At 70.6% G+C, this 19,759-nt stretch carries 20 protein-coding genes; 13 read left to right on the forward strand and 7 right to left on the reverse strand.

Annotated features, from left to right (window positions below; genetic code table 11):
- Positions 1-115: 115 nt before the first annotated feature.
- Positions 116-745 (reverse strand): carbonic anhydrase, encoded by a 630-nt coding sequence (locus AW16_RS0113490; RefSeq protein WP_029291220.1) that lies wholly within the window; start codon positions 743-745, stop codon positions 116-118.
- Between the two features lie 134 nt (positions 746-879).
- On the opposite strand from AW16_RS0113490, the gene AW16_RS0113495 reads away from it, so the two are divergent.
- From AW16_RS0113495 to AW16_RS0113510, 4 genes are read left to right on the forward strand one after another with little or no spacing between them, the layout of a single operon-like run.
- Positions 880-2,172 carry an extracellular solute-binding protein gene (locus tag AW16_RS0113495; protein ID WP_029291222.1) on the forward strand — a complete coding sequence of 431 codons (1,293 nt, stop codon included), beginning with the start codon at positions 880-882 and terminating at the stop codon, positions 2,170-2,172.
- Complete coding sequence (locus AW16_RS0113500) at positions 2,169-3,125, forward strand: carbohydrate ABC transporter permease (protein WP_029291224.1); 957 nt, start codon at positions 2,169-2,171, stop codon at positions 3,123-3,125. The genes AW16_RS0113495 and AW16_RS0113500 overlap by 4 nt, the downstream gene beginning before the upstream one ends.
- A gap of 8 nt (positions 3,126-3,133) precedes the next feature.
- Entirely contained in the window at positions 3,134-3,967 is an 834-nt protein-coding gene (locus AW16_RS0113505; protein ID WP_034649247.1) for a carbohydrate ABC transporter permease, read from the forward strand.
- Positions 3,968-3,995: 28 nt separating this feature from the next.
- Positions 3,996-5,252: an ABC transporter ATP-binding protein gene (locus AW16_RS0113510; protein WP_029291228.1), complete on the forward strand. Its 1,257-nt coding sequence runs from the start codon at positions 3,996-3,998 to the stop codon at positions 5,250-5,252.
- 77 nt (positions 5,253-5,329) lie between these two features.
- On the opposite strand, the gene AW16_RS0113515 is transcribed toward AW16_RS0113510, so the two are convergent.
- Positions 5,330-5,623, reverse strand: coding sequence for an exodeoxyribonuclease VII small subunit (locus tag AW16_RS0113515; RefSeq protein WP_029291230.1), 294 nt, complete (start codon positions 5,621-5,623; stop codon positions 5,330-5,332).
- A gap of 90 nt (positions 5,624-5,713) precedes the next feature.
- Positions 5,714-6,976: an exodeoxyribonuclease VII large subunit gene (gene xseA / locus AW16_RS0113520; RefSeq protein ID WP_029291231.1), complete on the reverse strand. Its 1,263-nt coding sequence runs from the start codon at positions 6,974-6,976 to the stop codon at positions 5,714-5,716.
- A gap of 221 nt (positions 6,977-7,197) precedes the next feature.
- Between xseA and AW16_RS0113525 the strand changes: the two genes are divergently transcribed.
- On the forward strand, positions 7,198-8,262 hold the full coding sequence (locus AW16_RS0113525; RefSeq protein ID WP_029291233.1) for a 4-hydroxy-3-methylbut-2-enyl diphosphate reductase: 1,065 nt from the start codon (positions 7,198-7,200) through the stop codon (positions 8,260-8,262).
- 28 nt (positions 8,263-8,290) lie between these two features.
- On the opposite strand, the gene AW16_RS0113530 is transcribed toward AW16_RS0113525, so the two are convergent.
- The gene (locus AW16_RS0113530; protein WP_029291234.1) at positions 8,291-9,673 is read right to left on the reverse strand and encodes a DNA recombination protein RmuC; all 1,383 of its coding nucleotides are present in this window, start codon (positions 9,671-9,673) and stop codon (positions 8,291-8,293) included.
- A 112-nt stretch (positions 9,674-9,785) separates the two neighbouring features.
- On the opposite strand from AW16_RS0113530, the gene AW16_RS0113535 reads away from it, so the two are divergent.
- The 6 genes from AW16_RS0113535 (at position 9,786) to AW16_RS0113560 (ending at position 15,012) form a co-directional block, all read left to right on the forward strand.
- A complete protein-coding gene (locus AW16_RS0113535) occupies positions 9,786-10,601 on the forward strand; it encodes an ABC transporter ATP-binding protein (RefSeq protein ID WP_029291236.1) in 816 nt (271 codons plus the stop codon).
- A complete protein-coding gene (locus AW16_RS0113540) occupies positions 10,577-12,136 on the forward strand; it encodes a hypothetical protein (protein ID WP_029291238.1) in 1,560 nt (519 codons plus the stop codon). Before AW16_RS0113535 ends, AW16_RS0113540 begins: the two co-directional genes overlap by 25 nt.
- Positions 12,137-12,192: 56 nt before the next feature.
- Entirely contained in the window at positions 12,193-13,269 is a 1,077-nt protein-coding gene (ychF, locus tag AW16_RS0113545) for a redox-regulated ATPase YchF (protein WP_029291239.1), read from the forward strand.
- A gap of 24 nt (positions 13,270-13,293) precedes the next feature.
- On the forward strand, positions 13,294-13,755 hold the full coding sequence (locus tag AW16_RS0113550; protein WP_029291241.1) for an SRPBCC family protein: 462 nt from the start codon (positions 13,294-13,296) through the stop codon (positions 13,753-13,755).
- 51 nt (positions 13,756-13,806) lie between these two features.
- Positions 13,807-14,127, forward strand: a complete 321-nt coding sequence (locus AW16_RS0113555; protein ID WP_029291243.1) for a hypothetical protein — start codon at positions 13,807-13,809, stop codon at positions 14,125-14,127.
- A gap of 72 nt (positions 14,128-14,199) precedes the next feature.
- Complete coding sequence (locus AW16_RS0113560) at positions 14,200-15,012, forward strand: GIY-YIG nuclease family protein (RefSeq protein ID WP_029291244.1); 813 nt, start codon at positions 14,200-14,202, stop codon at positions 15,010-15,012.
- 51 nt (positions 15,013-15,063) lie between these two features.
- Here the strand turns inward: AW16_RS0113560 and AW16_RS0113565 are convergent, their stop codons facing one another.
- Positions 15,064-15,510, reverse strand: coding sequence for an iron chaperone (locus AW16_RS0113565; protein ID WP_029291246.1), 447 nt, complete (start codon positions 15,508-15,510; stop codon positions 15,064-15,066).
- A gap of 151 nt (positions 15,511-15,661) precedes the next feature.
- On the reverse strand, positions 15,662-16,333 hold the full coding sequence (locus tag AW16_RS0113570; protein WP_029291247.1) for a hemerythrin domain-containing protein: 672 nt from the start codon (positions 16,331-16,333) through the stop codon (positions 15,662-15,664).
- A gap of 36 nt (positions 16,334-16,369) precedes the next feature.
- Here AW16_RS0113570 and AW16_RS17800 point away from each other — a divergent pair, with 36 nt between their 5' ends.
- Positions 16,370-16,876 carry a CGNR zinc finger domain-containing protein gene (locus tag AW16_RS17800; protein ID WP_081861684.1) on the forward strand — a complete coding sequence of 169 codons (507 nt, stop codon included), beginning with the start codon at positions 16,370-16,372 and terminating at the stop codon, positions 16,874-16,876.
- A 13-nt stretch (positions 16,877-16,889) separates the two neighbouring features.
- On the opposite strand, the gene AW16_RS0113580 is transcribed toward AW16_RS17800, so the two are convergent.
- Positions 16,890-17,357, reverse strand: a complete 468-nt coding sequence (locus AW16_RS0113580; RefSeq protein ID WP_029291251.1) for a nitroreductase/quinone reductase family protein — start codon at positions 17,355-17,357, stop codon at positions 16,890-16,892.
- Positions 17,358-17,715: 358 nt separating this feature from the next.
- On the opposite strand from AW16_RS0113580, the gene AW16_RS0113585 reads away from it, so the two are divergent.
- Positions 17,716-19,578, forward strand: coding sequence for an ABC transporter family substrate-binding protein (locus tag AW16_RS0113585; RefSeq protein WP_029291252.1), 1,863 nt, complete (start codon positions 17,716-17,718; stop codon positions 19,576-19,578).
- Positions 19,579-19,759 lie beyond the last annotated feature (181 nt).

Genomic DNA, 19,759 nt, shown 5'->3' on the forward strand with positions numbered 1-19,759 from the left:
CGCACCTGCGAGAGCTCGAGTGCGTCGTCGCACGTGTCCTCCCGGACGTCGAGGCCTCATTGCTGACGAGTCCTGCCTACACGAACCGTTCCCCACCCGGTCTGGGCAGCGTCGGTCAGACGTCGCCGGCGACCTCGGCGACGTGCACCTTGCCGTCCGCGAGCGTGTACTCGAGGCCGATGATCGCGCAGCGGCCGGCCTCGACGGCCTCCGCGAGCGTCACCGAGTAGCCCTGCAGCATCTGGACGGTGTGCCGCACGTGCTCGTGCCCGAGCGTCGCGGCGTCGAGCGTGCCGATGCCCTGAGGGCCGACGAGGTTGACGATCGAGGGGATGACCCGGTCGACCACCGCGCGCACGAAGCCGGGCGGCAGGTCGCCGTCGTTGAGCGCCGTCGTCGCGGCCGCGACGGCGCCGCACGAGTCGTGGCCCAGGACGACGACGAGCGGCGTGCCCAGCACCGCCACCCCGTACTCGATCGACCCGATGACCGTCGTGTCGAGCACGTGCCCCGCGGTCCGGACGACGAAGAGGTCGCCGAGCCCCTGGTCGAAGATGATCTCCGCCGCGACACGGGAGTCCGAGCACCCGAAGAGCACCGCGAAGGGTGCCTGCGAGGACGACAGCTCGGTGCGTCTCTCGATGCTCTGCGACGGGTGGTCCATCTCCCCGCGGACGAATCGGTCGTTGCCCTCGCGGAGAGCTGCCCAGGCCTGTGCGGGTGTCGTCGGTCGGTCCACGTGCACATCGTGGCAGGTGCCGGGCCCGTCGCGCACTCGTGTCCGCCGCCCGACGCGTTGCTCCGTTCGGGTGGCGGGTGGGGTGCGGTCCGTGTAGGCAGGACTCGTCAGCAATGAGGCCTCGACGTCCGGGAGGACACGTGCGACGACGCACTCGAGCTCTCGCAGGTGCGCTCGCGGCGGCGGTGCTGGTGCCGCTCGCGGCGTGCAGCAGCGAGAGCGGGCCACCGACGCTCCAGTGGTACATCAACCCCGACAACGGGGGGCAGGTCGAGATCGCGAAGCGGTGCACCGCCGCGGCCGACGGCAAGTACCGCATCATCACGTCGATCCTTCCGCGCGACGCCGCGGCGCAGCGCGAGCAGCTCGCGCGCCGGCTCGCGGCGAAGGACTCGTCGATCGACATCATGAGCCTGGACCCGCCGTTCATCCCCGAGCTCGCGGAGCCGGGCTTCCTGGCGCCGATGCCCTCGGACGTCGCGGACAAGGTCACGCAGGACGTGGTGCAGGGCGCGATCGACGGCGCGACGTGGAAGGGCAAGCTCGTCGCGGTGCCGTTCTGGGCCAACACGCAGCTGCTCTGGTACCGCAAGTCGGTCGCCAAGGAGGCGGGCCTCGACCCGTCGAGCAAGCCCGTGACGTGGCAGCAGATCATGGAGGCCGCCGCCGACCAGAAGAAGTTCCTCGGCGTCCAGGGCACCAAGGCGGAGTCGCTCACGGTGTGGATCAACGCACTGATCGAGGGCGCGGGGGGTCACATCCTGACGAACCCCGAGGCGCCGGCCGACGAGCTCAAGCTGGGGCTCGAGACCGACGCGGGCAAGGACGCGGCGACGATCATCGGCGGCATCGGGCGCAAGGGCCTCGGTGGTCCGGGCCTGCCGACGGCCGACGAGAACGCGTCGATGACCCTGTTCCAGGGCAACCGCGGCTCGTTCATGGTCAACTGGCCGTTCGTGTGGTCCGCGACCAACGCGGCCGTCGAGGCGGGGACCCTCGACAAGTCGCTCGTCGACGACATCGGGTGGGGGCTGTACCCGCAGACCGTCGAGGGCAAGGACTCCCGCCCGCCGTACGGCGGCATCAACCTCGGGGTGGGCGCCTTCAGCAAGCACACGGACCTCGCCTACCAGGCGACCGAGTGCATCGTGGGCGTCGACAACCAGGCGTACTACTTCGCGACCAACGGCAACCCGCCCTCGAACACCAAGGCGTACGACGACGACGCGGTGAAGAAGGCGTTCCCGATGGCCGACGTGATCCGTGAGTCGCTGCAGAAGGCGGCGCCCCGCCCGCAGACGCCGTACTACAACGAGGTCTCGACCGGCCTGCAGGAGACGTGGTACCCGCCCGCCTCGGTCAACCCGCTGACGACGCCACGGACGTCCACGGACCTCATCACCGCCGTGCTGGACGGGAGGAAGCTGCTGTGAGCACCGACGTCTCGACCCCCGAGCGGACGACCGGCAAGCCCGCGAAGACACCGCGCAGCGAGCGGGCCCGAGCCGAGGCACGCCTCGGCTGGTGGCTCGCCGGGCCGGCGTTCGTCGTCATGCTGGCCGTCACGCTGTACCCGATCCTGCAGGCGTTCTTCGACTCGCTGTTCTCGTACCGGCTCACCGCCCCCGACGACAAGGCGTTCGTGGGCCTGCGCAACTACGGCGTGATCCTCACCGACTCGGTGTTCTGGCAGGCGCTGTGGGTCACGACCGTGATCATGATCGTCTCGGTCGTGATCGAGCTGGTCCTGGGCTTCGCGCTCGCGCTCGTCATGCACCGCGCCATCAAGTCCCTGCGAGGCCTGCTGCGCACCGCGATCCTCGTGCCGTACGGGATCATCACCGTCGTCTCCGCGTTCGCGTGGTTCTACGCGTTCGACATCAACTCGGGATTCGTCAACCACTGGTTCGCGTGGCTGCCCGGCATCAGCGAGGACACCAACTGGTTCGCGCACCAGGGCACGTCGCTGTTCGTCATCATCGCCTCCGAGGTGTGGAAGACGACCCCGTTCATCTCGCTGCTGCTGCTGGCCGGCCTCGCGCAGGTGCCGACCGAGCTGGAGGAGGCCGCGGAGGTCGACGGTGCCACGTGGTGGCAGCGTCTCCGGCGCGTGCTGATCCCGAACATGAAGGCCGCGATCATGGTCGCCGTCCTGTTCCGTGCGCTCGACGCGTTCCGCATCTTCGACAACGTGTTCATCATGACGAACGGCTCCAACGGCACCACGGTGCTGTCGCTGCTCGCGTACCGGACGTCGATCGGGCGCCTCGAGATCGGCCTCGGCTCGGCGATCTCCGTGCTCCTGTTCCTGTGCGTCATCCTCATCTGCTTCGTCGCGATCAAGCTCTTCAGGGTCGATCTCGCCGGTGCGAGGGGGGAGCGGTGATGCGCACGATGTCCACGAAGCTCAAGGTGTGGTGGGCCGTCATCACGGTCCTGGTGCTCGTCTACGCGCTGTTCCCCGTGCTGTCGATCCTCGCGACGTCGTTCAAGCTCCCCAGCGAGCTGGACCTCGGCCGGTTCTTCCCGAAGACCTGGACGACGACGAACTACGAGCAGATCCTCACCGGCTCCGCCAAGGACCTGTTCCTGCCGGCGCTGCGCAACTCGATCGGCATCTCGCTCATCGCGACGTTCGTCGCCGTCGTGCTCGCGACCCTCGCCGCGTACGCGATCGCGCGCCTCGACTTCCCGGGCAAGCGGCTGGTCCTCACCACCGCGCTCGGGGTGTCGATCTTCCCGGTCATCTCGATCGTCACGCCGCTGTTCAACCTGTGGCGCAACATCGGCCTCTACGACACGTGGCTCGGCCTGATCATCCCGTACCTGTCGCTCACGCTCCCGATCTCGATCTGGACCCTCGCCGCCTTCTTCCGGCAGATCCCGTGGGAGCTCGAGCAGGCCGCGCAGGTCGACGGCGCGACGAGCTGGCAGGCGTTCCGCAAGGCGATCGTGCCGCTGGCCGCGCCCGGCGTCTTCACCACCGCGCTCATCGCGTTCTTCATCGCCTGGAACGACTTCGTCTACGGCATCTCGCTCACCTCGACGTCGGCCGCCCGGCCCGTGCCGGCAGCGCTCGCGTTCTTCACCGGCGCCTCGCAGTTCGAGGAGCCCACCGGCGCGATCTCCGCCGCCGCGGTCGTCGTCACCATCCCCGTCGTCATCCTCGTCCTGCTGTTCCAGCGTCAGATCGTGTCCGGCCTGACGCAGGGCGCGGTCAAGGGCTGACTCCCCGTCCCGGCAAGGAGAACCACCGATGACAGCCATCACCCTCAAGGACATCGTCAAGCGGTACGGCGACGGCTTCCTCGCCGTGAAGGGCGTCAGCCTGGACATCGCCGACGGGGAGTTCGTCATCCTCGTCGGACCGTCCGGCTGCGGGAAGTCGACCCTGCTGCGGATGATCGTCGGGCTCGAGGACATCACGTCTGGGGAGCTGCGGATCGGCGACGAGGTCGTCAACGACAAGGCGCCCCGTGACCGGCACCTCGCGATGGTGTTCCAGAACTACGCGCTCTACCCGCACCTGACGGTGTTCGAGAACATCGCGTTCCCCCTGCGGCTGCAGAAGGGCAAGTTCTCCGAGCAGGAGGTGCGCGACAAGGTCGAGTTCGCCGCGAAGACGCTCGAGCTGCAGGACCACCTGCAGCGCAAGCCCGCGAACCTCTCGGGCGGTCAGCGGCAGCGTGTCGCGATGGGCCGCGCGATCGTGCGCGAGGCCAACGCGTTCCTGTTCGACGAGCCGCTGTCCAACCTCGACGCGAAGCTGCGCGGGCAGATGCGCACCGAGATCGCGCGCATGCAGCGCAGGCTCGGGACGACGACCGTGTACGTCACGCACGACCAGACCGAGGCCATGACACTCGGCGACCGGGTCGCGGTGCTGCGCAAGGGCGAGCTGCAGCAGGTCGCGTCGCCGCGCGGTCTGTACGAGCAGCCCGTCAACCTCTTCGTCGCGGGGTTCATCGGGTCGCCGCCGATGAACTTCCTCCCCGGGGTCGTCGAGGGGTCCACTCTGAAGACGCCGATCGTCGACATCCCCGTCTCGTCGGACCTCGCGTCGCGGCTCGGGTCGCGCTCGCTCGTCATCGTCGGCGTGCGGCCCGAGTACTTCGAGGACGCGTCGCTCGTGAAGGCGCCGAAGGACTCCGCGCAGTTCGACGTCAACGTCGACGTGACCGAGTGGCTCGGCTCCGACCTGTACGCCTACATCCCGTTCGAGACCAACCCCGACGTCGCGGGCAAGCTGGAGGAGCTCGACCGCGACCTCGACGGGGAGGGCATGCGCACGCAGCTCGTCGTCGCGCTCAACGCCGAGAGCCGGGTACGCGACGGCGACTCCGCGTCGCTGTGGTTCGACCCGTCCAAGGCGATGGTGTTCGACCCCGAGTCCGGGGAGAACCTCACGTTCGACGAGACGCAGGCACGGGAGATCGACGCGCAGAACGAGAAGGACCGCAAGGCGTCGCTCGAGCGTGCGCAGGCACGCGAGAGGTCACGCGCGGCGGGGTGAGGTGACGCCACGCGCGGCCGCGTGATGCAGCGTCGGGATCCGTCGCCTCTTGTGCGTCGACGTTCGCGCCTCACACCTCACGCGTCGTCCGTGCGCTGCTCGCCCGGTCCGCCGCGACCGGCCGCGAGCCGCTCGCGCGCGCCGTCGAGCCACTGCTGGCACCGCGCCGCGAGCGCCTCGCCGCGCTCCCACAGAGCGAGCGAACCCTCGAGCGACTCCCCACCGGCCTCGAGCCTGGCGACGACCTGCACGAGCTCGTCGCGCGCCTGCTCGTAGGAGAGGGCCGCGACGTCAGCGTTGGCGTCGGCGGGCTGCTCACCCGGGCCGTTCGTCGGCTCGTCGGGGACCGCGGCGGCGCTCTGCTTGGGCATGGCGCCTAGTCAACCAGCCGCCACCGACACGGCCGCCCCCGGAGGGATCGCAACGGCACCCTTGCGTCGCCCACGAGCCCGCGACGTCGACTACGAGCCCAGGACCTGGGCGGCCAGCTCTCCTCGCGCGACGCGGACGCGCAGCGGGTCGCCGGCGGCCACGTCCGCCGGGTCGCGGACCACGTGCCCGTCGCGGCGCTGCACCACGGCGTACCCGCGCTCGAGCGTCGCGGCCGGGGACAGCGCGCGGACCTGCGCCGCGAGGCCGACGACCTCCGCGTGCGCGTGACGGAGCGCACCGTCGAGCATGCGCGTGCTGCTCTCACGCAAGGTGCGCAGGCGGGACTCGTGCTGGTCGACGAGTGTCGTCGGCGACGCGAGGACGGGCCTGCTGCGCCAGTGCTCGAGGGTCGTGCGCTCGCGCTCGAGCCGGCCCAGGACCGCGGCGCGTGCGCGCTGACGAGCCTGCACGAGCCGTGCGCGCTCCTCGGTGACGTCCGGGACGATCCGCTTGGCCGCGTCCGTCGGCGTCGAGGCCCGCAGGTCCGCGACGAGGTCGAGCAGCGGCGAGTCGAGGTGGTGGCCGATCGCGCTGACGAGAGGCGTCCGGCACGCTGCCGCGGCGCGCACCAGGGACTCGTTGCTGAACGGCAGCAGGTCCTCGAACGAGCCGCCGCCGCGCGCCACCACGATGACCTCGACGCGCGGGTCGGCGTCCAGCTCCGCGATCGCTGCCGACACCTCGGGCACCGCGCGGGGCCCCTGCACGGTGACCCGGCGGATCTCGAACTGCACCGCGGCCCATCGGGCGCGCGCGTTCGACACGACGTCGTGCTCCGCGTCGCCCTGCTGCGCGCACACCAGCCCCACGACGCCCGGCAGGAACGGCAGCGCCCGCTTGCGGCCCTCGTCGAACAGCCCCTCCGACGCGAGGATCCCCTTGAGGTGCTCGATGCGGGCCAGCAGCTCGCCCAGCCCGACGAGCCGCACGTCGTCGGCCGCGAACGTCAGGTCCCCCTTCTTCGCGTGGAACCGGGGGCGTGCGTGCACCACGACGTGCGAGCCGTCGCTCATGCGGTCGGCGATCTTCGCGATCGCGCCCGCTGGGGCGGTGACCGAGAGCGACATGTCGAGGTCCGTGTCCCGCAGCGTCAGGAACCACAGCGAGTTCCACCGCTTGAGGTTGAGCACCTGCCCCTCGACCCACACGGGCGGCATCCGCGCGATGTAGTCGGCGATCTTCGGCGCGAGGTGGCGCACCGGCCACGGGCGCTCGGCGCTGGTGTCCGACGCCATCACGGGCAGCGGCAGCCGCTGCGCGGCGTCGGCGGGCGGCGTGGCGTCGTCGGTCATCCCCCCAGCCTGCCGCACACCTCCGACATCCGGCCCGACGGTGCGCGACCCGGCTCGGCGTGGGAAACGGCTGCGCGCCGCGGTCGCGGCCGGGCGGCGTGGGGTCGCGGCGGCGGCGCGTGTGATCGACCCGAGGAGGTTGCCGGGGTGACGGGTGGACGACCGACGCTCCCCGCCGCACAGGGGGAAGGGCGCCGCCGGCGCGCAACTAGACTCGCGATGTGACGCCTGCTGAGACCACCGCCCTCGCAGCGACCCCTGGACCGGTCGCGCGGCCCGGCGCCAAGCGCGTGCTGCTCGCCGCTCCCCGGGGCTACTGCGCCGGGGTCGACCGGGCTGTCGTCGCGGTCGAGAAGGCGCTCGAGCACTACGGCGCCCCGGTGTACGTCCGCAAGGAGATCGTGCACAACAAGTTCGTCGTCGAGACGCTCGCGGCACGGGGTGCGGTGTTCGTCGACGAGACCGACGAGGTGCCCGAGGGTGCGCGCGTCGTGTTCTCGGCCCACGGCGTCGCGCCCGCGGTCCACGAGGCAGCGGCCGCCCGCCACCTGCAGACGATCGACGCGACCTGCCCCCTGGTGACGAAGGTGCACAAGGAGGCCGTGCGCTTCGCGTCCGACGACTTCGAGATCCTGCTCATCGGGCACGAGGGGCACGAGGAGGTCGAGGGCACGTACGGCGAGGCGCCCGAGCACATCCAGGTGGTCAACTCGCCCGAGGACGCCGACCGCATCGTCGTGCAGGACCCGGACCGGCTCGTGTGGATCTCGCAGACCACGCTCTCGGTCGACGAGACGATGGAGACGGTCCGCCGCCTGCGCGAGCGGTTCCCGAACCTGCAGGACCCGCCGTCGGACGACATCTGCTACGCGACGCAGAACCGCCAGGTCGCGGTCAAGAAGATCGCACCGGAGTGCGACGTGGTGATCACCGTCGGCTCGGCGAACTCGTCGAACTCGGTGCGGCTCGTCGAGGTCGCGCTGGAGTCGGGCGCCCGCTCGTCGTACCGCATCGACGGTGCCGCGGAGATCCGGCCGGAGTGGTTCGAGGGAGCGACGACCGTCGGGGTGACGTCGGGCGCGTCGGTCCCGGAGATCTTGGTCCAGGACGTGCTCGACACGCTCGCGGTGCACGGCTTCGGGACCGTCGAGGAGGTCCGTACGGCGACCGAGGACCTGATGTTCTCGCTGCCGCGTGAGCTCCGCGCGGACCTCAAGGCCGCCGGCAACGCCCCGGCCCGTCCGCGCCGCGAGGGCCGCCGATCCCTGGACGTCACCCCCGCCTGACCGCGCGCGGCCGGAACCGCCGCACGGCTCACGCCCCGGCCTCGAGGTGTTCGGTGTCCGCAGCCAACCGCTCCTCTGCCTGCCATGCCCGCTCGTCCCGCTCCGCAGAGCCGGCGTCGTCGAGGCTCAGCTCGACGAGCTGGTCCTGCGCGGAGGCGACCAGCTCGGGAGCGGTCACGCTCGAGAGGCGCGGGTCGACCGGCCCGGGACCCTCCAGCTTGCCGTCGACGACGCCGAGCTCCGCGAACCTTCGTGCGCTCACCAGAACGCGCGTCTCGAGCGAGCCCACGGTCCTGTTGTAGGCCTCGGCCGCTCCGTTGATCGATCGCCCGAGCCGGCTCAGGTGGGTGCCCATCGTCGCGAGCCGCCCGTGCAGCTCCTTGCCGAGCGTGAGCACCGCCTGCGCGTTGGCGGCGAGGGCGTCCTGCCGCCATGCGTACGCGACCGTCCGCAGCAGCGCCAGCAGCGTCGCGGGGGAGGCCACGACGACGTCCCGCTCGAACGCGTACTCCAGCAGCGCGGGGTCCTGCTCGAGCGCCGCGAGCAGGAACGACTCCGCGGGCACGAACATCACGACGAACTCGGGCGCGGGCTCGAACTGGTTCCAGTACTGCTTCGCGGCCAGGTCGTCGACGTGCTTGCGCACGTGCCGCGCGTGGGCGGCGAGCCGCGCGGCGCGTACGTCGGTGTCGCTCGTCGTGCTCGCCTCGAGGAACCCGAGGAACGCGACCTTGGCGTCGACGACCACGCGCTTGCCGCCCGCGAGCCGGACCACCAGGTCGGGACGCAGCAGGCCGTCGTCGGTGCGTGCCTGCTCCTGCTCGACGAAGTCGACGTGAGCGAGCATCCCCGCGGCCTCGACGACTCGGCGCAGCTGCAGCTCGCCCCAGCGGCCGCGCACGTGGGACGCGCGCAGGGCCGTGACCAGCTGTGACGTCTCGGAGCGCAGGTGCTCGGACGCGGTGCGCATCGCCGCGACCTGCTCGTCGAGCGCCGCCTGTCCCTGTGCGCGAGCCACCTCCGCCTCCCCGAGCTGCGCGCGCACCGCGTCGAGGGTGCGGCTCAGCGGGTCGACCATCGCGCGGACAGCCTGCTCGCGCTGAGCGAGCTCGCCCACCTGCGTCTGGTGGTCGGCAGCGAAGCGCTGGGACGCGAGCGCGAGGAACTGCTCGCTGCTCGTCGCGAGGGCCTCGGCGGCCAGCGCCTGGAACCGGTCGCCCATCCGCGCCGTGTCGTCGGCCGAATCCGCCTGCCGCTGCTGCGCGGCCTCGAGGAGCGCGCGCGCCCGCACCGACTCCGACTCGGCCCGCCGCACACGCCTGTCAGCCCTGCGCGCCGCCGCAACCCACGCGAGCGCTGCCCCGACGACGAGCCCCAGCAGCAGCCCGACCCACATCCCTGATCCGCCCATGCGCCGAGCGTCGCACCGACCACCGACACGAGCGTCGGCGAGGCACGCGACGCGAGCGCGACCACCCGGAAGGCCGCCGCGCGGTGTCGGTGCCGCCTCCTATGCTGACGCGATGCCGACGCCCCCCGACCTGCCGGACCCCACGGGACCGGTCGACGCCGGCGCAGCCGTGCCCGCCCTGCGACTCGACGGTCTGTGGCGCCGGTTCGGCCGCAAGATCGCGGTCGCCGGGATCTCGCTCGACGTCCCCGCGGGTTCGTTCTACGGGCTCGTCGGCCCCAACGGTGCCGGCAAGACGACCACGCTGTCGATGGCCACCGGGCTGCTCGAGCCCGACGCAGGCACGGTCCACGTGCACGGCCGCGACCTGTGGGCCGAGCCCGTCGCGGTCAAGCGGCTGCTCGGCGTCCTCCCCGACGGCGTGCGGCTGTTCGACCGCCTCACGGGCGAGCAGCTCATCACCTACGCCGGCCTGCTGCACGGCCTGGACCGCGACACCGTGGCGGCCCGGACGGCGGACCTGCTCACGGCGATGGACCTGCGGGCGGACGCGAGCACGCTCGTCGTCGACTACTCCGCGGGCATGACCAAGAAGGTCGCGCTCGCGTGCGCGCTGGTGCACGCGCCGCGCCTGCTGGTGCTCGACGAGCCGTTCGAGGCGGTCGACCCGGTCTCGGCGGCCAACATCCGCGACATCCTGCACGGGTACGTCGCATCGGGCGGCACGGTCATCGTGTCGTCACACGTCATGGACCTGGTCCAGCGGATGTGCGACCACGTGGCGGTCGTCGCGCAGGGGCACGTGCTCGCGGCGGGGACGGTCGACGAGGTGCGCGGCGAGTCGTCGCTCGAGGACCGGTTCGTGGAGCTCGTCGGCGGTCGGGTCACGGGGGAGGAGCTCGCGTGGTTGCGCACATCCTCCGACTGAAGCTCGCGCTGCTGCGCAACGGGCTGCGGCGCAGCGCGTGGCAGGTCGTCGCGCTGGTGCTGGGTGTGGTCTACGGGGGCGTCGTGCTGCTCCTCGTCGTCGGCGGGATGGCCGGGCTCAGCGTGGCCGACGAGTCCCTGCGGCAGCCCGTCGCGGTGCTCGTCGGGTCGGTGCTCGTGGTCGCGTGGTGGGTCGTGCCGCTGCTCGCGTTCGGGCTCGACTCGACGGTCGACCCGTCGCGCTTCGTGACGTACGCGGTGCCGCGGCGCGACCTGCTGGTGGGCATCGCGCTCGCGGGGCTCGTCGGCATCCCCGGCGTGATGACCGTCGTGTCGGCGGTGGCCGTGGGAGGCGTGCAGTGGCACGACCCGCTGGGGCTGGTCGCGGGCATGGTCGGGGCGCTCGCGGGTGCGGGGGTCGCGGTCCTGGGCAGCCGCGCCGCGACGACGGTCGCGCTGCCGATCGTGCAGCGTCGCCGTGTGCGTGAGGTGCTCGCGGTCGCGGCGCTGATCCCGCTCGCGCTCGTCGGCCTCGTCGTGAACCGCCTGGCCGGCAGCGTGCACGTGGACATGGACGTGCTGGACCGGGTCGCGCACGTGCTCGGCTGGACACCCCTGGGCGCGCCCTGGGCGATCGGTGGCGACGTCACCGCGCGGGCCTGGGGGCTCGCCGGCGCGCGCCTGGTCATCACGGTCGCGTCGCTCGCCGTCATCGTGATCGTCTGGGAGAGCGCCGTCGCGCGCAGCCTCGTCAACCCGCCGCACAGCGAGCCGGCGGGACGCCGCGCGGGCCTCGGCTGGTTCGGGCGGCTGCCCGCGACGCCCGTCGGTGCCGTGGCGGCGCGCTCGCTGACCTACTGGATCCGAGACCCGCGCTATGCGCTCTCGGTCGCGTTCGTGCCGGTCGTGCCGCTGGTCATCTGGTTGCTCGACCGCGACGGGAGCAACCTCGTGGCCGTCGGTCCGGTGACGGCGTTCCTCATGGGCTGGAGCATCTCGGCCGACGTCGCCTACGACGGCTCGGCGTTCTGGACGCACCTCGCCGCGCCGCTGCGGGGCTGGGTCGACCGGGCGGGCCGCGTGATCGCCGCCGCGACGCTCGGCGTGCCGACGGCACTCGTGTTCACGACCGCCTCCGCGTTCGTGACCCACCGGGTGGCGGTGCTGCCCGCCCTGCTCGGCATCAGCCTCGGCGTGCTGCTCACCGGGTACGCCGCGGCCAGCGTCGTGTCGGCACTGGTCGTCTACCCGGTCCAGCAACCGGGGGAGAGCCCGTTCCAGACGAAGCAGGGGGCGTCGGCGGCAGCGATGATCTCGCAGATCGCCGGCTGGCTCGCGCTCGTCGGGCTGTGCCTGCCCGAGGTGGTGCTCGGCGTCGTCGCGATCCGCACGGGGTCCCTACCGCTCGCATGGGCGACGCTCGTCGTCGGCCTGGGGTTCGGCGGGGCGCTGCTCGCCGCGGGGATCGTCTACGGCGGGCGGGCGCTGGACCGGCAGGGGCCCGCCCTCCTGCAGCGCATCCTCGCGTTCCCGTGACGAGGTCGCCGTCCGACTGACGAGGAGGCGACGGGACCGCCGTAGACTTTCCGCCCGTGGCACTCACCATCGGCATCGTCGGCCTGCCCAACGTCGGCAAGTCCACCCTGTTCAACGCGCTCACGCGGGCCCAGGTGCTCGCCGCGAACTACCCGTTCGCGACGATCGAGCCCAACGTCGGCGTCGTGCCGCTGCCCGACCCGCGCCTCGAGGTCCTCGCGGGCCTGTTCGGGTCGGAGCGGATCCTGCCGGCGACCGTGTCGTTCGTCGACATCGCCGGCATCGTCAAGGGCGCCAGCGAGGGTGAGGGCCTGGGCAACAAGTTCCTCGCCAACATCCGCGAGGCCGACGCGATCTGCCAGGTGACCCGTTCGTTCGCCGACCCCGACGTCGTGCACGTCTCGGGCGCGGTGAACCCCAAGGACGACATCGAGATCATCTCGACCGAGCTGATCCTCGCCGACCTGCAGACCCTCGAGAACGCGATCCCGCGCCTCGAGAAGGAGGTCCGCGGCAAGAAGACGGCCCCCGAGATCCTCGACGCGGCCCAGCGGGCGAAGGCGGTCCTCGAGCAGGGCCGCACCCTGTTCGCCGCGGGCCTGGCCGACGACGAGCACGTGCGCCAGCTCCAGCTCATGACGAGCAAGCCGTTCATCTACGTGTTCAACACCGACGACGCAGGCCTGGCCGACACCGCGATGCAGGACGAGCTGCGCGCGCTCGTCGCCCCGGCCGACGCGATCTTCCTCGACGCCAAGTTCGAGTCGGAGCTCGTCGAGCTCGAGCCCGATGAGGCGCGCGAGATGCTCTCCGAGAACGGCCAGGACGAGGCAGGGCTGGACCAGCTCGCACGCGTCGGGTTCCACACCCTCGGTCTGCAGACCTACCTCACGGCCGGGCCCAAGGAAGCGCGCGCCTGGACGATCCACCAGGGCTGGACGGCCCCGCAGGCCGCCGGCGTGATCCACACGGACTTCCAGAAGGGCTTCATCAAGGCGGAGGTCATCTCGTTCGACGACCTCGTCGAGGCCGGCTCGATCGCCGCGGCCCGCTCGGCGGGCAAGGCCCGCATCGAGGGCAAGGACTACGTGATGGTCGACGGCGACGTGGTGGAGTTCCGCTTCAACGTGTGACCGGCCGGCCCTACCCTCGTCGTCGTGCCCACCATCGGCCTGAGCACGACGATCCCCGCCGAGCCGGAGGACTGCTTCGACCTGAGCCTGTCGGTCGACGCGCACACCGCGTCGATGCACGAGTCGGGCGAGCGGGCGGTCGCCGGCGTCACGCACGGGGTCATGGGGTTCGGCGACACGGTGACGTGGCGTGCGCGGCACTTCGGCATCCCGTTCGTGATGACGTCGCGGATCGCCGAGTACGAGCGGCCACGCCGGTTCGTCGACGAGCAGGTGTCGGGCCCGTTCCGGCGCTGGTGGCACGAGCACCGGTTCGAGCCGGTGCCGGGCGGCACGTTGATGACTGACGTCGTCGAGTACGTGTCGCCGGCGGGCTCGGTCGGCAGGCTCGTCGACCGGGCCGTGCTCGAGCGGTACATGACGCGCCTGCTCGAGCAGCGCAACCGCTGGCTCGCCGAGGAGCTCTCCATGGCGCCGGGAGGGTGACACGCGTGAGGGCTCGCGCACCTTCCGGGCCCCTTCTGACACGATCTGCCCATGTCGTGGTTCGCCGTCCGCAGCTTCTATCGGTTCAGGGGCTCACCCGACGTCGGTGACAGCACGTACGAGGAGCGTGTCGTGCTCTTCGAAGCGCCGAGCGCGAACGACGCCATCGCGGCGGCCGAGGCTGAGGCTTCGGAGTACGTCGAGCAGATCGACGGTGAAGTGCTTCCGTGCTTCCAGTCTTATGCGCTCGCGGCCGAGCCGGGCGCTTCTGCCGAGGTCTTCTCCTTGATGCGCGACAGTGCTCTGGAACCGGACGAGTACCTCGACACGTTCTTCGACACCGGCCGCGAGCGGACGGACGGCCGTGGGTGATTCGCTGCTCGACGGGCGCGCTTTCGCCGATCAGTTCCGGTCGCCCATGCCGATCGTCGCGCGAGGACGTCTATGGCGCTGACTCTCGGCACGGTCATGCTCGGCGCAGGCATCGAGCCGGCAGACGCTCAGGCGATCCGCCATGCCTTCGTCCGCGAGCACGAGGACACCGGGGAGGCGGGGATCCACGCTGATTCCAGTGACGAGGAGATCCTGGCGTACACGAGCATGCAGTCGGTGAACCCGCGCTTCTTCCCGGTCCACCCGCCTCGCCTGTGGGTCGTGTTCGTCCGCGAAGGCGGGGACCGTGCACGGCTCTGGTCAGTTCTGGAGAACCGCGGCGAGGTGTCGAGTGATGGCTACCTCCGGACGTTCGACCTCGTCCCGTCGGAGCACATGGCCGATCTCCGGAATCGCCTGGTGATCGGCTGGAGGTCCCCGCGCACGTGGCGCCTCACCGGCCCGACGGCCGCGACGTACCCGGTCCTGGAGATCGCCGATGCGCAGCCGGTGCCGTTCCCCGGCTTCGACAGTCTGGTCCTCGACTGGGCCCAGCTCCAGGCCGTCATGCGAGAGCACCGATATGCCGCGTGGCGGACGGCGCTGTCGTCAGTTCTCGGGGTCTACGTCATCACCGATACGCGTGACGGCCGCCAGTACATCGGCAAAGCCGATGGTGCGGAGAGCATCCGGCAACGATGGAGCGCGTACGCGGCCAACGGCCACGGCGGCAACGTCGAGCTGCGGGGCATGGACCCCGCGACCTTCCGCTATTCACTGCTCAGGGTCTTCGATCCGGCGACGCCGACACGGGTGATCGACGAGGCCGAGAGTCATTTCAAGCGCGCACTGGACACACGCACGCACGGGCTCAACAGGAACTGACCGCCGATCGTCGTTCTCGACCTGCGAACGAATGGCGGCCGCTGACCGCGGTCAGCCCGCCGCGCGCTCCACTAGCGCCGCGATCGCCTTCTCCTCGGCGTCGCCGATCGTGGTGAGCGCGTACGCGGTGGGCCACATCGCCCCGTCGTCGAGCGCGGCGGCGTCGTTGAACCCGAGCTCGCCGTAGCGCACCTTGAACTTGCTGCCGGGCTTGAAGAAGCAGACGACCTTGCCGTCCTTCGCGTAGGCGGGCATCCCGTACCAGAGCTTGGGCGCGAGCTCCGGGGCGGCGGCGCGCACGATGTCGTGCACACGCTGCGCCATCTCGCGGTCGTCGCCGGGCATGTCGGCGATCTTCGCGAGCACCTCCGGCTCGAGGTCCTCGTTCTTGCCCGCCTTGCGGGACCGACGGACCTCGTTCGCCCGGTCCTTCATCGCCGCGCGCTCCTCGGCGGTGAAGTTCTGCGTCTCCTCGGCGGCGTTCTTCGTCGGGCTCATGGTGCTCCTTCGCAGGTGGATCGTGGTCCCCTCAGGCTAGGACCGGCCCGCGCGCCGGGGCTTCTCGGATCCTGATCGATGCAGGTGCCTGCAGAGTGCGTGCCGGAAGGGCTGCAGACTGCAGTCTCGAATCCCTGCAGAGTGTCGTTCGTCAGCGGCGCTCCCCGTACACGAGGGCCCGGTGGCGCTCGAACTGGCGGCGGCCGACGAGGCGCCACGCGACCCGAGCGGGGAGCGGGAGGTTGGTGCGCATCCAGCCGGCGCGCTCGTCGGCGGGGACGACGTCCAGGATCCAGCCGAGCTGCAGGAGCATGCGGTCCTTCGGGATCGAGGCCATGCCGTGCTCGTGCAGGGCGCCCCACTCGCGCTGGGTCATGACGGTCGAGGCGGTCGGGAGGATCGACGTCTCCTCCTCGCCGAGGTGGAGCAGGAGCGTGTCGCGGACGTCGTCGAGGTGCGCGGCGAGCGCGTCGCGCGCCGGTGCGGTCGCCGTGGGCAGCCACTCGTCTAGGAGAGGTCCGAGGGCCTCGAGCTGGGCCGCCGTCGTGGCGTGCTGCGCCCGCATCCGGCCGACGTGCAGCGCGCACGCGGGCGCTCGCTGCTCGAGCGTGTCCCACAGCAGCAGGTCCTCGCCGCTGTGGTGGCGGTGCAGGCCCTCGGCCAGCTCGCGCACCTGCGCGCCGACGACCGCGGCTCGCGCGGTGTCGCCGTCGACGACACCGCGGACGAGCCGCGGGACGTCGGTGAAGGCGCGCCGGAACAGCGCGTGGATCGTGAGCATGTCGGACGTGTCGCAGCCCGCTGCCTGTGTCGTCGTCGTCATGGGAGGAGTCCTCGCATCACTAGTGTTCAATAAACGATGGTGACGACTATGGTGGCCCTCGTGCAGGACGTCAAGGACGAGATCGCGCCGTGGGTCACCCTCGGCACCGAGCCCGGGGTGGCCCCGGGCGCGCTCGAGCGCGTGCGTGCGCTGCTCAACACCGACGACCGGTTCCACCGCGTCGACCATCTGCCTGGCGACGCGCCGGCGTGGCTGCGCGGGCTCCGCGACGCGCTGCGGGCGTACGTGGTCGACGACCGCCCCGAGGCGCTGGACCGGTTCGCCGACGGACGGCGCGTGGCTCTGCGGTTCGAGGCGTCGGGTCCCGCCATCGGGTACGACGACACCGCGACCGGGATGCTCGTCGACGTTCTCGACGAGCACCGGGCCGGTCGCCTGCAACGCCTCAAGGCGTGTGCGAACCCGGACTGCCAGTGGGTGTACTACGACGCGTCGCGCAACCGGTCCGGCCGGTGGTGCTCGATGGGCGAGTGCGGCGACGTCATGAAGGCCCGCGCGTACCGAGCGCGCTCGCGGTCGTGACGCGGACCCCGGGTCAGTCGGTCGGTTCCAGCAGGAAGACGCGCAGGTCGCGGCCCGAGCGCGCCGCGTACTCGTCGTAGCCGGGCCAGACGGCGCGCAGCTGCGGCATGAGGCGGGAGCGCTCGTCCTCGTCGGCGAGGCGCGCGACGACCGGCGTCGCCTGCCCGGTCACCGTGACGGTCGCGTGCGGGTCCGCGAGCAGGTTGAGCGACCACGCCGGGTGGTGCTGCTGACCCCAGTTGGAGCCGACGACGACCCACGCGGAGCCGTCGCGCACGTACAGGAGCGCTGCCTCGCGGGGCTCGCCGGACCGTCGTCCGGTCGTCGTCAGGACGAGCTGGGGGAGGTGCGCTCGGCCGAGCACGCTCCAACGCCCCGACGTGCGCTTCTGGATGCGGCGATCAATACCTGAGACGCGCGCACCGACCCACGCGAACCAACGGGTGCGGCCGAGCCTGCGGACGGCGGGCGTGAGGTCCATGCGACGATTGTGCAGGCCAGCGCGATGTGACGGGCGCCACAGGGCTTGCGGGCCTACCATACCCGGCCGCCGGAGCCGCCAGGATTTGGGGCGATCCACAGCCTTCACCCATGTGTCAGGCGCGTTTCCCAGGCATTTCACCGGGTTCGTGTCTCACGATGCGAAACATACTGCCCAGTATCAATCAGGTAACGATCACGCGTCGGTGGCCGTCTGTGTCCGACTTGTCCGTTCTCGTTTGACTAGCGTCCTCCCCAACGTCGGCGGAGACTGCTGGCGTCGGCAACGGTGCCGTCCTGAGGGACGGTGACCGGTACCGGCACAACGGGCAGGCTCGCCACCTTCTTCAGGAGGAACATTGAGGATCACACGCAAGGTCGTCGCGTTCACGGCCGTCGCCGCCGCCAGCGCTCTCGCGCTCACGGCCTGCTCCACGTCGGACGACAGCTCGTCCAACCCCACCAAGACCGGTGGCGACGACTCGGGCATCAACACCGAGACCTCCGTCAACATCGCCTGGAACCAGCCGTTCTACTCGGCGAACGGCACCAGCATCACGGGCAACGCCACGGCGAACAACGTGATCCTGTACATGCTGAACTCGCAGTTCAAGTACTACGACGAGAACCTCAAGCTCACGCCTGACACCTCGTTCGGCACGTACGAAAAGGTCTCCGACGACCCGCTGACGATCAAGTACACGTTCGCCGACACGGCGCAGTGGTCGGACGGCACGCCCGCTGGTCCCGAGGACCTGCTCCTCGAGTGGGCCGCGCAGAGCGGCAAGTTCAACACCGTCGAGCAGAAGACCGACGACGAGGGCAACGTCACCAACCAGGACGAGCTCAACAAGGGCGTCTACTTCGACGGCGCGAGCCCCGGCATCGCCCTCATCAAGGAGACGCCGAAGATCGACGGCAAGTCGATCACGTTCGTCTACTCCAAGCCCTTCGCGGACTGGGACACGAACATCGACGTCAACCTGCCGGCGCACGTCGTCGCGCAGCGCGCGCTCGGCATCACGGACGCCAAGGAGGCCTCCGACAAGCTGATCGCCGCGATCGACAACAACACGACGGCGGACCTGTCGAAGATCGCGAAGGTGTGGAGCAACGACTTCAACTTCGTGCAGATGCCGGCCGCTGCCGACAAGAACCTGCTGGTCACCAGTGGTCCGTACACCATCACGGACTACGTGAAGGACCAGTACATCACCCTGACCGCGAACCCGGACTACAAGGGCGACCACAAGGCCGTCTTCAACAAGGTCACGGTCCGCTACAACGGCGACCCGATGGGCCAGGTCACGGCGCTGCAGAACGGTGAGGTCGACCTCATCAACCCGCAGGCGACCGCCGACGTCCTGACCGCGCTGAAGAAGCTCCCCAACACGACGGTCTCGTCGGGCCCCGAGGGCACGTACGAGCACGTCGACCTGCAGTTCACCAACGGCGGTCCGTTCGACCCGAAGACCTACGGTGGCGACAAGGACAAGGCGCTCAAGGTCCGCGAGGCGTTCCTCAAGACCATCCCGCGCCAGGAGATCGTCGACAAGCTCGTGAAGCCGCTCGACCCGACTGCCGCCATCCGTAACTCGTTCACCCAGGTGCCGGGTTCGCCGATGTACGACGGCATCGTCGACGCCAACGGCCAGAAGGCGTACGACACGGTCGACATCGACGGCGCGAAGCAGCTGCTTTCCGAGGCCGGTGCGAGCAAGGTCAAGGTCCGCCTGCTGTTCGACCCCGCGAACACGCGTCGTCAGAACGAGTACCAGCTGATCAAGGCGTCGGCCGAGCAGGCCGGCATCACGGTCGAGCCCTACAAGGTCCAGACGGACTGGGGCACGGACCTCTCGAACGCGACGAAGTTCTACGACGCCGCGCTCTTCGGCTGGCAGTCGCAGTCGACGGCCGTGACGGAGTCGGACGCGAACTACCGCACGGGTGCCGCGAACAACTTCTACGGCTACTCGAACAAGAAGGTCGACAGCCTGTTCGACGAGCTGCAGACCACCACGGACACCGCGAAGCAGGAGGAGATCCTGTCGGGCGTCGAGACCGAGCTGGTCAAGGACGCGTTCGGCGTGACGATCTTCCAGTTCCCGGGCGTCACCGCCTACAACCCCACCAAGATCGGTGGTGTCTCGAAGCTGACGATCGCTCCGACGATCTTCTACGGCTTCTGGAACTGGACGGCCGGAGACGCAGCCAAGAAGTGATCCCAGCGGTGGCCGCCCTCGCCCACAGGTGAGGGCGGCCACCCTCGGTCGTAGGCACGCACCAGGGGCGTCGGGGAGCGTCATCCCCCGGCGCCCTGGCGCGTGCCCAGGCCCTTCGACCACGGCCCGCAGGCAGCAGGGGGATACGATCCCCCTCGTCCGTGGTGCTCCCCTAGCGAGG

Origin of the sequence: Cellulomonas sp. HZM, from assembly GCF_000708885.1 — a bacterium.
Lineage (GTDB): Bacteria > Actinomycetota > Actinomycetes > Actinomycetales > Cellulomonadaceae > Cellulomonas.